The organism is Burkholderia pulmonis, from assembly GCF_984667975.1.
The window spans coordinates 1,020,865-1,032,429 of sequence record NZ_OZ480186.1; the positions used below are offsets into that span (position 1 = coordinate 1,020,865).

The 11,565-nt window shown below is 65.4% G+C and carries 12 protein-coding genes and 4 tRNA genes; 5 read left to right on the plus strand and 11 right to left on the minus strand.

Features of this window, described 5'->3' with window-relative positions:
• Window positions 1–54: 54 nt before the first annotated feature.
• The 7 genes from AC5LXK_RS04745 to rph form a co-directional block, all read right to left on the minus strand.
• Window positions 55–546: an energy transducer TonB family protein gene (locus AC5LXK_RS04745; protein WP_493390542.1), complete on the minus strand. Its 492-nt coding sequence runs from the start codon at window positions 544–546 to the stop codon at window positions 55–57.
• A 298-nt stretch (window positions 547–844) separates the two neighbouring features.
• Window positions 845–1,138 (minus strand): hypothetical protein, encoded by a 294-nt coding sequence (locus AC5LXK_RS04750; protein ID WP_493390543.1) that lies wholly within the window; start codon window positions 1,136–1,138, stop codon window positions 845–847.
• 167 nt (window positions 1,139–1,305) lie between these two features.
• Entirely contained in the window at window positions 1,306–1,701 is a 396-nt protein-coding gene (locus tag AC5LXK_RS04755; protein ID WP_493390544.1) for a hypothetical protein, read from the minus strand.
• Between the two features lie 141 nt (window positions 1,702–1,842).
• Window positions 1,843–1,930: transfer RNA gene (locus tag AC5LXK_RS04760), tRNA-Ser, on the minus strand.
• A gap of 43 nt (window positions 1,931–1,973) precedes the next feature.
• Window positions 1,974–3,188, minus strand: coding sequence for a radical SAM family heme chaperone HemW (hemW, locus tag AC5LXK_RS04765; protein WP_493390545.1), 1,215 nt, complete (start codon window positions 3,186–3,188; stop codon window positions 1,974–1,976).
• Window positions 3,189–3,222: 34 nt separating this feature from the next.
• A complete protein-coding gene (rdgB, locus tag AC5LXK_RS04770) occupies window positions 3,223–3,849 on the minus strand; it encodes an RdgB/HAM1 family non-canonical purine NTP pyrophosphatase (protein WP_493390546.1) in 627 nt (208 codons plus the stop codon).
• Complete coding sequence (gene rph / locus AC5LXK_RS04775) at window positions 3,842–4,582, minus strand: ribonuclease PH (protein WP_493390547.1); 741 nt, start codon at window positions 4,580–4,582, stop codon at window positions 3,842–3,844. Before rph ends, rdgB begins: the two co-directional genes overlap by 8 nt.
• A gap of 173 nt (window positions 4,583–4,755) precedes the next feature.
• Between rph and AC5LXK_RS04780 the strand changes: the two genes are divergently transcribed.
• The 4 genes from AC5LXK_RS04780 (at window position 4,756) to AC5LXK_RS04795 (ending at window position 9,061) form a co-directional block, all read left to right on the plus strand.
• Window positions 4,756–5,679 (plus strand): YicC/YloC family endoribonuclease, encoded by a 924-nt coding sequence (locus tag AC5LXK_RS04780; RefSeq protein WP_493390548.1) that lies wholly within the window; start codon window positions 4,756–4,758, stop codon window positions 5,677–5,679.
• Between the two features lie 6 nt (window positions 5,680–5,685).
• Complete coding sequence (gmk, locus tag AC5LXK_RS04785) at window positions 5,686–6,369, plus strand: guanylate kinase (protein ID WP_493390549.1); 684 nt, start codon at window positions 5,686–5,688, stop codon at window positions 6,367–6,369.
• A 58-nt stretch (window positions 6,370–6,427) separates the two neighbouring features.
• Window positions 6,428–6,631, plus strand: a complete 204-nt coding sequence (rpoZ, locus tag AC5LXK_RS04790) for a DNA-directed RNA polymerase subunit omega (RefSeq protein WP_006025620.1) — start codon at window positions 6,428–6,430, stop codon at window positions 6,629–6,631.
• A 63-nt stretch (window positions 6,632–6,694) separates the two neighbouring features.
• A complete protein-coding gene (locus AC5LXK_RS04795) occupies window positions 6,695–9,061 on the plus strand; it encodes a RelA/SpoT family protein (RefSeq protein ID WP_493390550.1) in 2,367 nt (788 codons plus the stop codon).
• Between the two features lie 165 nt (window positions 9,062–9,226).
• On the opposite strand, the gene AC5LXK_RS04800 is transcribed toward AC5LXK_RS04795, so the two are convergent.
• The 3 genes from AC5LXK_RS04800 to AC5LXK_RS04810 all read right to left on the minus strand — a co-directional run bounded on the left by AC5LXK_RS04800 (window position 9,227) and on the right by AC5LXK_RS04810 (window position 9,585).
• Window positions 9,227–9,303: transfer RNA gene (locus tag AC5LXK_RS04800), tRNA-Arg, on the minus strand.
• A 61-nt stretch (window positions 9,304–9,364) separates the two neighbouring features.
• Window positions 9,365–9,441: transfer RNA gene (locus tag AC5LXK_RS04805), tRNA-Arg, on the minus strand.
• 67 nt (window positions 9,442–9,508) lie between these two features.
• Window positions 9,509–9,585: transfer RNA gene (locus tag AC5LXK_RS04810), tRNA-Arg, on the minus strand.
• Window positions 9,586–9,714: 129 nt separating this feature from the next.
• On the opposite strand from AC5LXK_RS04810, the gene greB reads away from it, so the two are divergent.
• Window positions 9,715–10,278 carry a transcription elongation factor GreB gene (gene greB, locus AC5LXK_RS04815; protein ID WP_493390551.1) on the plus strand — a complete coding sequence of 188 codons (564 nt, stop codon included), beginning with the start codon at window positions 9,715–9,717 and terminating at the stop codon, window positions 10,276–10,278.
• A gap of 87 nt (window positions 10,279–10,365) precedes the next feature.
• Here greB and AC5LXK_RS04820 read toward each other — a convergent pair whose 3' ends face one another.
• Window positions 10,366–11,517, minus strand: a complete 1,152-nt coding sequence (locus tag AC5LXK_RS04820) for a porin (protein WP_493391186.1) — start codon at window positions 11,515–11,517, stop codon at window positions 10,366–10,368.
• Window positions 11,518–11,565 lie beyond the last annotated feature (48 nt).

The following is an 11,565-nucleotide window of genomic DNA, read 5'->3' on the forward strand; positions in this document are numbered from 1 at the left end:
CGGAAAATTATAGCCAGCGCTGCCGCACGCCGGCAATCGCGCGACGGCCGCGCGTCAGTCGATCGATTGCGCCTGCGCGGACGCGGTGCTTTGCAACTGGAAGTGGCCGTCGTCGTTGAAGAGCCAGCCTTCCATCAGTTCGAGCCGGCCGTTGCCGTCGAGCAGGCGCGACGGCGGCGCCGGCAGTGGCGCCGAGCGGCGCAGCGACGCGAGCGCGAGCGCTTCCGCTTCGCTGTCGCCGTTGCTGCGATAGACGGACGCGTTGACGAGGCGGCCGCTGCCGTCGACGGTGAAGGCCACGACCACGAGCGAACGGAGCATCGCCTGCGGTGTGCCATGCAGCATGCCGGACGGATTGCGCTCGGCGACACGATGCGCGACCTCGACGCGATACTGGTCGAGGCTCCCGCTGCGTGTGATCGACGGAATCGTCAGGACCGAGCGTAGCGACGAGGGCGGCGTGATCGTGCACGCGGCAAGCAGGGCGACGACGGCCAGCGCAACAACACGCAGCCGGTCGACGCGCGGACGGAGAAGGGGGCGCATGAGGTGATGGCCAGGAGGGACTATAAAAAAATGATAGGCGCACCGACGCGAGACGACATGGGGAGAAACGCATAGCGCGCAGGGCCGGGCGCTGCGATCGCTGATGATGGCGGCCGGGCGCCGCATCGTGCATGCGATGTGACGTGACATGTGACGGCGTGCGCTGCCTGCGGGCGTGTTGCACGGTTGAAAGGCGCGGTACGCGGCGATCGATCGTCCGGCCGTGCGTATCGGTCTGCCGGTGCGGCACGGCGGCCATCCGCGTCGCGCGATCGCGGGCGAGGGCAGTGAGTCCGGATCAGAAGCCGTGCGTGACGAGCGACAGGACCGACAGGTCGGGGTGGGTGCCGTCGATGATGCTCTTGCCGATGTGCACGGCTTCGCGCACCGCCTCGTCGACGCTCGCGAAGCTTTCCTCGCCGTCCGCGTGGAACGGCACCGCATGGCCGGGCAGCGCGGGATTCACGCCCGGATGGCACACGTAGCCGGTGTAGGTATGGCGCGTGTCGCTGCCGGGCACGGCGGCCGGTACGACATGGATCTCGAAGCCTTCGTAATCGACGTGTTCCGTCGCGCTCGACAGTTCGGTCATGGCGATCTCCGTGTGCCGCGCGCAGGGGTGGCGCGTGCGGCATCGAGTATCCGGCGGCGTTCGTGTCGCCGTGTTGATCGAATTCTAGGCGATGGCCGGGCGCACCGGGAGGCGTCCGGTGCGGGATGGGCGCGCTGCGTCCCGGCGGGCCGGCACGCGCGGTGACGTCATTGCTTGCAGCGAGCGTCCTTGCGCTGCACGACGACGATCACCGGGTACTTCTGGCCGTGATCGAGTTCGACGCGCGCCACGACAGTCAGCGTGGCCGGATCCGAATCGTCGTACACGCTGACCTGTTCGTTGCGCAGGTAGGTGACGCCGGTGCAGTTCGACGTGCGTCCGTCGTCCGCCACCTTGCACTGGAGCTCGTTGTCCTTCAGGTAGTTGTACGGCGACGGGCTCGCGAGGTATTCGCTCAGGCCGCGCGGCGAACCGCCGACGCCGGTCACGTACGCGATCGCGCACGACGCCTGCGCGTCGCTGCCGGAGGCGGTATCGGCCGCTGCATGCGTGCTGACGGCGGCCAGCACGGCGACGAGCGACGAGACGATGAGGGGCTTCATGACGTGGATTTCCCGTTTCGCGAATCGGAGCGCGGGATTGTAACGGGATCCGGCGCGGTGCGTCGGAACGTGCGGGGAGGGGGCGAACGAGCAAACAAAAACCCCGTCATTCTGCGAATGGACGGGGTTGGGCGAATTTCCTGGCGGAAGCGGTGAGATTCGAACTCACGGACAGTTTCCCGTCGCCGGTTTTCAAGACCGGTGCCTTAAACCGCTCGGCCACGCTTCCAGACGAGGCGGCATTGTAACCGAAATGCCGCCTCGTTCATGCCTCAGTCGTCGCGCAGGAACAATTCCTGCAGATCGTTGAGGAAACGCTGGCCGAGCGGCGTCGGCGCGATCTGCGTGAAATCGCGCGTGATGAGCCCGCGTCGCTCCGCTTCCTTCAGCGCCGGCTCGATCGTGCTCATCGGCAGGCCCGTGCGTTCGGCGAAGCTGTGCACGGGGAAGCCCTCGACGAGCCGCAGCGTGTTCAGCATGAATTCGAACGGCAGGTCGCGCGCGCCGACTTCACGCTCTTCCTGCACGGCGTTGCCGGCTTGAGCCTGCTCGATGAAGGTCGCCGGATGCTTGTAGCGCGCTTGCCGCAGGATCCGGTTCGGGAACGACAGCTTCGTGTGTGCGCCCGCACCGATCCCGAGATAGTCGCCGAAGCGCCAGTAGTTCAGGTTGTGCTTGCACTGATGATTCGGCTTCGCGTACGCGGACACCTCGTAGCGCCCGTAGCCGGCTTCGGCCGTGCGCGCATGAATCCATTCCTGCATGTCGGCGGACGCGTCGTCGTCGGGAACGACCGGCGGGAACTTCGCGAACAGCGTATTCGGCTCGAGCGTCAGGTGATACAGCGACAGATGCGGGGGCGCGAACGACAGCGCGGTCTCGATGTCGGTGCGGCATTCGTCGAGCGTCTGGTTCGGCAGCGCGAACATCAGGTCGAGGTTGAAGTTGTCGAAGTTCGTCGCGGCGATCTCGACGGCCGCGCGCGCCTGCGCGGTGTCGTGAATCCGGCCGAGCGCCTTCAGGTGTGCTTCGTTGAAGCTCTGGATGCCGACCGACAGGCGGTTCACGCCGCTCGCGCGGAATTGCGCGAATTTCGCGGCTTCGAACGTGCCCGGATTCGCCTCGAGCGTGATCTCGGCGTCGGCATCGAGCGGCAGCAGCGCCCGCACGTCGGACAGCATCCGGTCGAGGCCGGCCGCCGACAGCAGGCTCGGCGTGCCGCCACCGATGAATACCGTATGCACCTGCCGTCCCCAGACGAGCGGCAGCGCCTGCTCGAGATCGGCGCGCAGCGCGTCGAGATACTCGGTTTCCGGAAACCGTTCGCCCTTCCATTCGTGCGAGTTGAAATCGCAGTACGGGCACTTGCGCACGCACCACGGGAAATGCACGTACAGCGCGAGCGGCGGCAGCGACGTGAGGCGTACCTGGCCGGGCGACGTGAAGGTCGCGACGACGCGCGCGCCGGTTTCCGCGGCCTGGCTCATGCCGCCTCCGCTGGCGAACGGGTATCGGGCATGCTCATGCTTCCTCCGCGAGCCGCGCCAGCAGCGCCTTCAGCGCCAGCGCGCGATGACTGTGCGTGTTCTTCACGGCCGGATCGAGCTCGGCGGCCGTCGCGCCGAGCGACGGCAGGTAGAAATACGGGTCGTAGCCGAATCCGTGCTCGCCACGCGGCGTGTCGACGATTTCGCCCGACCAGCGTCCTTCGGCGAACAGCGGCTCGGGATCGTCGGCGTGGCGCACGAGCGCGAGCACGCAGCAATAGTATGCGCGCCGGTCGTCTACGTCGCGCAGCTGCTCGACGAGATACGCGTTGTTCGCCGCGTCGCCCTTGTCGCGGCCCGCACGCTGCGCGTAGCGCGCCGAATAGACGCCCGGCGCGCCGCGCAGCACGCGCACGCACAGGCCCGAATCGTCGGCGATCGCCGGCAGCCCGGTGAGCCGCGACGCGTGACGCGCCTTCGTCAGCGCGTTCTCGATGAACGTGCCGAACGGCTCTTCCGCCTCGGGCACCGCGAGGTCGCCCTGCGGGACGATCTCGATGCCGACCGTCGAGAACAGCGCGGTGAATTCGCGCAGCTTGCCGGGGTTGTTCGACGCGAGAACGATGCGCGACAGCGGCGCGAGGGTGCGATCGTCAGGCATGGTCGGCGCCCAGCACGTCTTTCTGCAACTGCACCAGCGTGGCGATCCCGCCCTGCGCGAGGTCGAGCAGCGCGTCCATCTCGGCGCGCGAGAACGGCACGCCTTCGGCGGTGCCCTGGACTTCGACGAAGCCGCCGGCGCCCGTCATCACGACGTTCATGTCGGTGTCGCACTGCGAATCTTCCGCGTAATCGAGGTCGAGTACCGGTGCGCCTTCGTACACGCCGACCGAGATCGCGGCGACGTGGTCGGTGATCGGCGAGCGCGTGAGCTTGCCGGCCGCGATCAGCTTCGACACGGCGTCGTGCGCGGCGACGAAGGCGCCGGTGATGCTCGCCGTGCGCGTGCCGCCGTCGGCCTGGATCACGTCGCAGTCGATGTGGATCGTGCGCGGGCCGAGCGCCTCCAGGTCGAACACCGCGCGCAGCGCGCGGCCGATCAGGCGCTGAATTTCCTGCGTGCGGCCGGTCTGCTTGCCGCGCGCGGCCTCGCGGTCGCTGCGCGTGTGCGTCGCGCGCGGCAGCATCCCGTATTCGGCCGTCAGCCAGCCTTGGCCGCGGTCGCGCAGGAAGTCGGGCACGCGTTCGGAGACGCTCGCGGTGCAGAGCACCTTGGTGTCGCCGAATTCGACCAGCACCGAGCCTTCGGCGTGTTTCGTGTAGTGGCGCGTGAGGGCGACCTTGCGCAGTTCGTCGGCGCGGCGGCCGCTCGGGCGGGAAACGGAGAACGTCATGGGGATATCGCGGAAGGAGAGGAAACCCCGATTTTAGCGCCGAACGGCAGGCTTGCCCGGCGGGGTGGTCCGCAAAAATGGGATAATGCGCGCTTCCCGCCCCGCGCTTTCCGATGCGCCGGGCGTCCCGACATATCCCTGCCCGCGAGGGCACCCAGACGGCGAGACGAACCATGATCTACAGCATGACGGGCTACGCGAACGCGACGCGCGAACTCGCAACGGCCACCGGCAACGGCGGCACCAGCGTGTCGGTCGAACTGCGCACCGTGAACTCGCGCTTCCTCGACCTCAATTTCCGGATGCCGGACGACGTGCGTGCGTGCGAGCCGGCGCTGCGCGAAATGCTGATGAACAAGCTGTCGCGCGGCAAGGTCGACGTGCGCATCAACCTGCAGCGCGGCGAACAGAGCATCGGCGCGGGCGCGCTGAACCAGTCGGCGCTCGGCCAGCTTGCCGATCTCGAGCGCGCGGTGCTCGACTCGTTCCCGGGCGTCGGCCGCCTGCGCGCGGGCGAGATCCTGCGCTGGCCCGGCGTGCTCGCCGAGAGCGGCGTGTCGGCGGAAGCGATCCGCGACGCGGTGCTCGCCTGCGGCAAGGAAGCGATCGGCGAGCTCGTCGTCGTGCGTTCGCGCGAAGGCGCGCAACTCGCGACGATGCTGTTGTCGAACGTCGCCGAGATGGAAGCGATCGTCGCGCGCATCACGCCGCTCGTGCCGGAGCTGATCGCGAAGCACCAGCAGAAGATCGTCGAGCGGCTGCAGGAAGCGCTCGGCATCGCCGCACCCGAAGGCGGCTCGACGGTCGTCACGCGCGAGGAAGCCGCGGAGCGCATTCGTCAGGAAGTGACGATGTACGGGATCCGGATCGACATCGCGGAAGAGCTGTCGCGACTCACCGCGCACCTGAACGAAACGCGTCACGTGATCGAGAAGGGCGGCCGCGTCGGCAAGCGTCTCGACTTCATGATGCAGGAACTGAATCGCGAAGCGAACACGCTCGGCTCGAAGGCGGCGGCGAAGGAACTGGCCGACGCGTCGATGGCGCTCAAGCTGTTGATCGAGCAGATGCGCGAGCAAGTGCAAAACCTGGAGTAAGGCAACATGACGGAATCTACTCGCGACGCCCACGCGTCGCATTCGCTGCACGGCGGCGTCTATCCCGGCAACCTGTTCATGGTCATCGCGCCGTCGGGCGCCGGCAAGTCGACGCTCGTGAATGCGCTGCTGTCGAAGGACAGCGACATCTGCCTGTCGATCTCGTACACGACGCGCAAGCCGCGCCCGGGCGAACAGGACGGCGAGCACTATCACTTCACGACCGTCGAGGATTTCCGCACGCGTCACGCGGCGCACGAATTCCTCGAAAGCGCGGAAGTGCACGGCAACTACTACGGCACGTCGCGCGTCTGGATCGAAGAGCAGATGAAGAACGGCCACGACGTGCTGCTCGAAATCGACTGGCAGGGCGCGCTGCAGGTGAAGAAGCAGTTCCGCAACGCGGTCGGCATCTTCATCCTGCCGCCGTCGCTCGACGCACTCGAAGAGCGTCTGAAGAAGCGCGGCCAGGACGAGCCCAACGTGATCACGCGCCGCCTGCTCGCCGCCGGCAGCGAGATCGCGCACGCGTCGGAAGCGGAATACGTGGTGATCAACGAGAATTTCGAGCGTGCGCTCGCGGAGCTCGAATGCATCGTCGCGGCCACGCGTCTGCGCTTTGCTTCGCAGTACGCGCGACACACGGAGCTGTTCATCGAGCTCGGCATCCATCTGCCCCACGCGGAATGACGCGAGGGACGAGGGACATAAGGTAGAATAAGCACTATATTCAGAAGGAATTACCAACATGGCTCGCATTACCGTCGAAGACTGCCTGAAGCAAATCCCGAACCGCTTCGAACTGGCGCTCGCCGCCACCTACCGCGCGCGGCAGCTCGCGCAAGGCCATACGCCGAAGATCGAAAGCCGCGACAAGCCGACCGTCGTCGCGCTGCGCGAAATCGCCGCCGGCCAGGTCGGTGTCGAGATGCTGAAAAAGGTGCCGGTGTAACGCGCATCCGGCCCGTTCCAGCCATGTAATCCACGCGCGCAACGACTCGACCTGGAGGCGAATATGAGCACCACCCCATCGTCCGCCTCCGCGGATTCGACCACCGAAGCCACGGCCCAGTCGCCTGCGCGCCAGTACATCGACGCGGTCCTCGAACAATCCTTCCGGCATCTGTTCGGGCCGACCGCCACTCCGGAGCAGCCGCGCAAGCACGGTGTCGTTTCGATCGCGAAACTGACCAGCGTGCTTGCCGAGTATCTCGGCCCGGACGAAATCAAAGAGATCAAGGCGGCGTTCCACTTCAGCGACGAAGCCCATCTCGGTCAATATCGCCAGAGCGGCGAGCCCTACATCACCCATCCCGTCGCCGTCGCGGAAATCTGCGCCGGCTGGAAGCTCGACGCGCAGGCCGTGATGGCCGCGCTGCTGCACGACGTGATGGAAGACCAGGGTGTGACCAAGAACGAGCTGGCCGAGCGGTTCGGCCCGAAGGTCGCCGAACTGGTCGACGGCCTGTCGAAGCTCGACAAGATGGAATTCCGCAGCCGCGAGGAAGCGCAGGCGGAAAACTTCCGCAAGATGCTGCTCGCGATGGCGCGCGACGTGCGCGTCATTCTCGTCAAGCTCGCGGATCGTCTGCACAACATGCGCACGCTCGGCGCGGTGCCGATGGAAAAGCGCCGCCGCGTCGCACGTGAAACGCTCGACATCTACGCGCCGATCGCGCACCGGCTCGGGTTGAACAACACGTATCGCGAGCTGCAGGACATGAGCTTCGCGAACTTCAATCCGCATCGCTACGCGACGCTCGAGAAGGCCGTGAAGGCCGCGCGCGGCAACCGCCGCGAAGTGATCAGCAAGATCCTCGAGGCCGCGCAGCGCGCGATGGCCGACGCGAAGATCGACGCCGAGATCACCGGCCGCGAGAAGACCATCTACAGCGTCTACCGCAAGATGCGCGACAAGCAACTGTCGTTCTCGCAGGTGCTCGACGTGTACGGTTTCCGTGTCGTCGTTGACAGCCCGCTCGACTGCTACACGTGCATCGGCGCGCTGCATGCGCTGTACAAGCCCGTGCCCGGCAAGTTCAAGGACTACATCGCGATCCCGAAGATCAACGGCTATCAGTCGCTGCACACGACGCTCGTCGGCCCGTTCGGCGCGCCGATCGAGTTCCAGGTGCGCACGCGCAAGATGCACGAGATTGCCGAGGCCGGGGTCGCCGCGCACTGGCTGTACAAGAACGGCAGTGCCGATCTCAGCGACGTGCAGAAGCGCGCGCACCAGTGGCTGAAGTCGCTGCTCGACATCCAGAGCGAAGCCGGCGATTCGAGCGAATTCCTCGAGCACGTGAAGATCGACCTGTTCCCGGACGCGGTCTACGTGTTCACGCCGAAGTCGAAGATCATGGCGCTGCCGCGCGGCGCGACGGCGCTCGATTTCGCGTATTCGATCCACAGCGATCTCGGCAACCAGTGCGTGGCCGTGAAGATCAACAACGAGCTGCTGCCGCTGCGCACCGAGCTGAAGAGCGGCGACATCGTCGAGGTGATCACCGCGCCGTACTCGAAGCCGAACCCCGCGTGGCTCGGCTTCGTGCGTACCGGCAAGGCGCGCTCGGCGATCCGCCACTACCTGAAGACGATGCGCCTGAACGAGTCGGTGCAGCTGGGCGAGCGGCTCGTCGACCAGAGCCTGAAGGGCTACGGTCTCGCGCTGGCCGATGTCGAGCCGGAGGTGTGGGAGAAGCTCGTGCAGTGGACGGGCAACAAGAGCCGTCAGGAAATCTTCGCGGACATCGGCCTCGGCCGCCGCGTGGCCGCGGTGATGGCCAAGCGCATCGAGGTGCTGATGAGCGGCCGCGACGCGGACGACGATCTGCCGAAGTCCGAGCGGCATCCCGCGCATCATGCGCCGCCGGTCGTGATTACCGGTACCGAAGGGATGTCGGTGCAGTTGTCGGCATGCTGCCGGCCGATTCCGGGCGATGCGATCATGGGTTACATCGGCATCGGTCTGGGCATGGCGATTCATACGACCGATTGCCGCGTCGCGCAGCGTATCCATCGCCGCGATCCGGGCCGCTGGATCGACGTCGAATGGGCGCCGCAGCCGGGTCGCCTGTTCGATGTCACGGTGAAGGCGCTCGTGAAGAACACGAAGGGCATCTTCGCGCGTGTCGCGGCGGACATCACGTCGGCCGACGCGAACATCGTGCATATCGCGATGGACGAGGATCTGACGCATGAATCGACGGTGCTGCGCTTCGTGATCCAGGTGAGCGACCGCGTGCATCTCGCGAACGTGATGCGGCGTGTGAGAACCAATCCGGACGTGATGCGGATCATGCGCGAGCGCTCGACCGACGACGGCGCGCATGCGCGTCACGATGGTGGCATGCGTATCGAGCGCGAGCGGCAGGATTATTGACGCCGCACCAGCGGGCGATCGATCGACGGCGGCCAGTGGCCGCCGTTTTCATTGGTGTCGTCCAACGAGTGCGCGACGTCGCCGGTGCTTTTCCGCAGCGAGCCGTGCGATGGAAGGGGGAGCAGAAAAGAAAAAGGGCTTTCCCGGAGGAAAGCCCTTTTAAGGTGGCGCGGCTGGCAGGATTCGAACCCACGACCCCTTGGTTCGTAGCCAAGTACTCTATCCAACTGAGCTACAGCCGCACGCAAAACGGTACTGCTTCAACTGTCGGAACCTTCTGCGATGGGAAGGCCCCCCAAAAAGTGGCGCGGCTGGCAGGATTCGAACCCACGACCCCTTGGTTCGTAGCCAAGTACTCTATCCAACTGAGCTACAGCCGCACGCAAAAACAAGACTTCTACTGCTTTGAACTGAAAGGGCCTTCGATTCGGAAGGCCCTCGAAAAAGTGGCGCGGCTGGCAGGATTCGAACCCACGACCCCTTGGTTCGTAGCCAAGTACTCTATCCAACTGAGCTACAGCCGCACGCAGAAGCGGAAGTATAGCAGGGTTGTATAAAAAGGGAAGCCTTATTCGCGAATGAGGTGCCATAACCTTGGCGGGGCGCCCTTCGTGTACCCTTGGGACATCAGTCATCCATGTTGAATCTGCATCATGAACAAGGCGTTTGTCAAAGAGTCGGACGGTGACGACGACGATCTCGACCAGGCTCAACCCCCGATTCCGGCGGGCTCGAAGAACTACATCACGCCGGCCGGCCACAAGCGGCTGCGCGACGAGTTGCTGAACCTGATCGGCGTCGAGCGTCCCGAGGTCGTACGGCTGGTGTCATGGGCCGCATCGAACGGCGACCGGTCGGAGAATGGCGACTACATCTACGGCAAGCGGCGGCTGCGCGAGATCGATCGCCGCATCCGCTTCCTGACGAAGCGGCTCGACCTCGCCGAAGTCGTCGACGCGAGCCGGCAGGAGAATGTCGACCAGGTGTTCTTCGGCGCGACGGTCGATTACGAGACGCCGGACGGCGAGGATCACACGGTGACGATCGTCGGCATCGACGAGGTCGATCTCGACCACGGTTGCGTCAGCTGGATTTCGCCGGTTGCGCGGGCGCTGATCAAGGCAAGGATCGGCGATACCGTCACGCTGATGACGCCGGCCGGCCCGCAGCCGATCGACATACTCGACGTCCGGTATCCGGCGCGGAGCGGCGCCTGAGCGGCGGCCAGCCGCGTGGTGCGGTAAAGAAAAAGCGCCCCGGTGGGGCGCTTTTTTCGTCCGGCGTACGGTGAAGGTGCCGGTTGCTCAGAAGCGATGGCGCAGGCCGGCCGTGACCGCGATCTGCTTGTTGGTCGACGACGCGCCACCGAGGCCATTGACATAGGCGCCGATGCCCAGGCCGTCCGTGCTGACTCGCTGATACACGCCTTGCACGTATACGTCGGTCCGCTTGGACAGTGCGTAGTCGGTCTGCAGGTTGAACTGATTCCAGCCCGGGTGACGGCCGTCCAGGAAGCCGGCGGTGTACGTGTACGACCCGGCCAGCGACAGGGCCGGCGTGAGCGCGTAGCGCGCGTTCACTTCGTAGTTGTTGAAGCGGGCAAATGTGCCGTCGAGACCCAGGCCGCTCGACACGCCGGAGGCACCCGCGGAGATGCCGAGCGCCTGGTTCACGCGCGATTGCGTGAACACGAAGCCGGCCGTTGCCGGGCCGAACGTGTAGTTCAGGCCGCCGCCGAACACGCGCTGACGCTTGCCGACGAACGTGTTGTCGCCTGCCACCGCGCCGCCGCTGTTGGTGACCGCAGCCGCCGTCAGGCCCGAGATGTCGTTGTTCAACTGCAGGTAGCCGGCGCCGATATTGAAGCCGGCGTAGGTGTACGACACGCCCGCGCTGTATGCGCGATTGTTCGAGAACTGGTTGCTGTTCGAGAAGCCGTACAACGCGCCGAACTTCAGGCCGCCGTAATTGATGCTCGTATACTTGACGGCGTTATTGATCCGGAACGAATTGTTCAGGTTGTCGTTATCGAACGGGTGGGCAAACTGGGTGCCGCCGAATTGGGTGCCGGTCAGCGATAGCGGCCCGATGTAGTCGACGACGCTGTCGTATTGGCGACCGAGAGTGACGGCGCCGAACTGGTCTTGCGACAGGCCGACGAACGCCTGGCGGCCGAATTCGCGGCCATTCTGGCCGAGCGTGCCGTTAGCGATATTGAAGCCGTTTTCCAACACGAAGATCGCTTTCAGGCCGCCGCCGAGATCTTCCGTGCCGCGCAGGCCCCAGCGGCTGCCGTTGATCTGGCCGCTGCGTTCCGACCATGAGCTATGGCCACCCTGGTTGTTGGTATAGGTGATGCCGGCGTCGATCAGGCCGTATAGCGTAACGCTGCTTTGAGCATGTGCTGCGGTAACGAATACACCCGACAACGCGGTGACGATCAGGGTTTTTTTCATGGATCTGTCTCCAAACAGGATGATGTCGATCGAACCTGCTGCGGACTG

What these genes read in the sequence shown, in the direction of transcription:
- AC5LXK_RS04745 (WP_493390542.1), bottom strand. Translation starts at nt 546, where the DNA reads ATGCGCCCCCTTCTCCGTCCGCGCGTCGACCGGCTGCGTGTTGTTGCG.
- AC5LXK_RS04750 (WP_493390543.1), bottom strand. Translation starts at nt 1,138, where the DNA reads ATGACCGAACTGTCGAGCGCGACGGAACACGTCGATTACGAAGGCTTC.
- AC5LXK_RS04755 (WP_493390544.1), bottom strand. Translation starts at nt 1,701, where the DNA reads ATGAAGCCCCTCATCGTCTCGTCGCTCGTCGCCGTGCTGGCCGCCGTC.
- hemW (WP_493390545.1), bottom strand. Translation starts at nt 3,188, where the DNA reads ATGAGCCAGGCCGCGGAAACCGGCGCGCGCGTCGTCGCGACCTTCACG.
- rdgB (WP_493390546.1), bottom strand. Translation starts at nt 3,849, where the DNA reads ATGCCTGACGATCGCACCCTCGCGCCGCTGTCGCGCATCGTTCTCGCG.
- rph (WP_493390547.1), bottom strand. Translation starts at nt 4,582, where the DNA reads ATGACGTTCTCCGTTTCCCGCCCGAGCGGCCGCCGCGCCGACGAACTG.
- AC5LXK_RS04780 (WP_493390548.1), top strand. Translation starts at nt 4,756, where the DNA reads ATGATCTACAGCATGACGGGCTACGCGAACGCGACGCGCGAACTCGCA.
- gmk (WP_493390549.1), top strand. Translation starts at nt 5,686, where the DNA reads ATGACGGAATCTACTCGCGACGCCCACGCGTCGCATTCGCTGCACGGC.
- rpoZ (WP_006025620.1), top strand. Translation starts at nt 6,428, where the DNA reads ATGGCTCGCATTACCGTCGAAGACTGCCTGAAGCAAATCCCGAACCGC.
- AC5LXK_RS04795 (WP_493390550.1), top strand. Translation starts at nt 6,695, where the DNA reads ATGAGCACCACCCCATCGTCCGCCTCCGCGGATTCGACCACCGAAGCC.
- greB (WP_493390551.1), top strand. Translation starts at nt 9,715, where the DNA reads ATGAACAAGGCGTTTGTCAAAGAGTCGGACGGTGACGACGACGATCTC.
- AC5LXK_RS04820 (WP_493391186.1), bottom strand. Translation starts at nt 11,517, where the DNA reads ATGAAAAAAACCCTGATCGTCACCGCGTTGTCGGGTGTATTCGTTACC.